The sequence below is a fragment of the Streptomyces sp. PH10-H1 genome (genome assembly GCF_030063355.1).
GTDB lineage: Bacteria > Actinomycetota > Actinomycetes > Streptomycetales > Streptomycetaceae > Actinacidiphila.
On sequence record NZ_JASISZ010000223.1, the window covers coordinates 1 to 936 of the forward strand.

The window sequence follows — 936 nt, forward strand, 5'->3', positions numbered from 1 at the left end:
TCGATGATGACGTAGGCGTGATACCAGATGCCCTTGACCGGTCCGGCAGCCTTGGTGATGTCCCAGGTGAACACCTGCGACGGGCCGGTGGCGACCAGCTCGGGCACCGTCTTGGCGCAATGGGTGGCCTGCCGGCGGCGCTCGCCTGCCTGGCCCCGCTCGCGCAGGATCCGGTACATCGTGGAGACGGAGCAGTGATAGCGCCCGGCATCCAGCTCACGGGCCCAGATCTGTGCGGGCGCAAGCTCCGCGTACTCGTCGCTGTTCATCAACTCCAGTACCGCAGAGCGCTCTTCGGCCGCCAGGGCCGAGGGCTGGACCTGCGGCGAGCGGGGCCCGCGCGGTGGCGGGGGCTGAAGCCGGCGGTAGTGCGTGGCGCGGGAGCGGCCGGTCAGCCGGCACGCGGCAGTGATCCCCAGTTCACCCTCGATGCCGGTGAACGCATCATCCACCACCGGGTCGGCGGCAGCCTTCAGTCCGCGCTCTCGGAGATCATTTCCAAGAGCGCGGAAGCTTTTCCCATAACCTCCAGCGCGGCCTTGTTCCGCGCCAGTTCCTTCTCCAGCCGTTCCACCTGGCGGCGCAGCTTCTCGTTCTCCGCCTGGGCGGCCGACTTCTTCGGCCGGGCCGGACTGGTGCGATGGTCGATCAGCTTCTCCAGGGCTCCGGCATCGCGTGCGGCCCGCCATTCCGTGACGTGCGAGTGGTACAAGCGCTCACGGCGCAGGACCGCGCCCTTCTCGTTCTGGGGCGCGGCGTCGTACTCGGCCACGATCCGCAGCTTGTACTCCGGGCTGAAGGAACGGCGCTTCGGCCTGGGGGCCGGATCGGATCCAGCGGGCTTGGTGCTGGTCATGAGGGTGTGGTTCTCCTGTCGGTGCCCTCTCAGGCTAACCCACCGAAGCGGGACGTCTCACCCAAGGCTGACAGAGAGGG

General features: G+C 68.4%; 1 protein-coding gene and 1 pseudogene. Both read right to left on the reverse strand.

Annotation, left to right across the window (positions count from 1 at the left end; all coding sequences use genetic code 11):
• Positions 1-455, reverse strand: a pseudogene (locus tag QMK24_RS41320) (IS3 family transposase); the annotation flags it as partial.
• A 17-nt stretch (positions 456-472) separates the two neighbouring features.
• Positions 473-856, reverse strand: a complete 384-nt coding sequence (locus QMK24_RS41325) for a hypothetical protein (RefSeq protein WP_283472063.1) — start codon at positions 854-856, stop codon at positions 473-475.
• Positions 857-936 lie beyond the last annotated feature (80 nt).

Excerpts from the sequence above, each read along its gene's own strand:
- QMK24_RS41325 (WP_283472063.1), bottom strand. The coding sequence starts at position 856 with ATGACCAGCACCAAGCCCGCTGGATCCGATCCGGCCCCCAGGCCGAAG.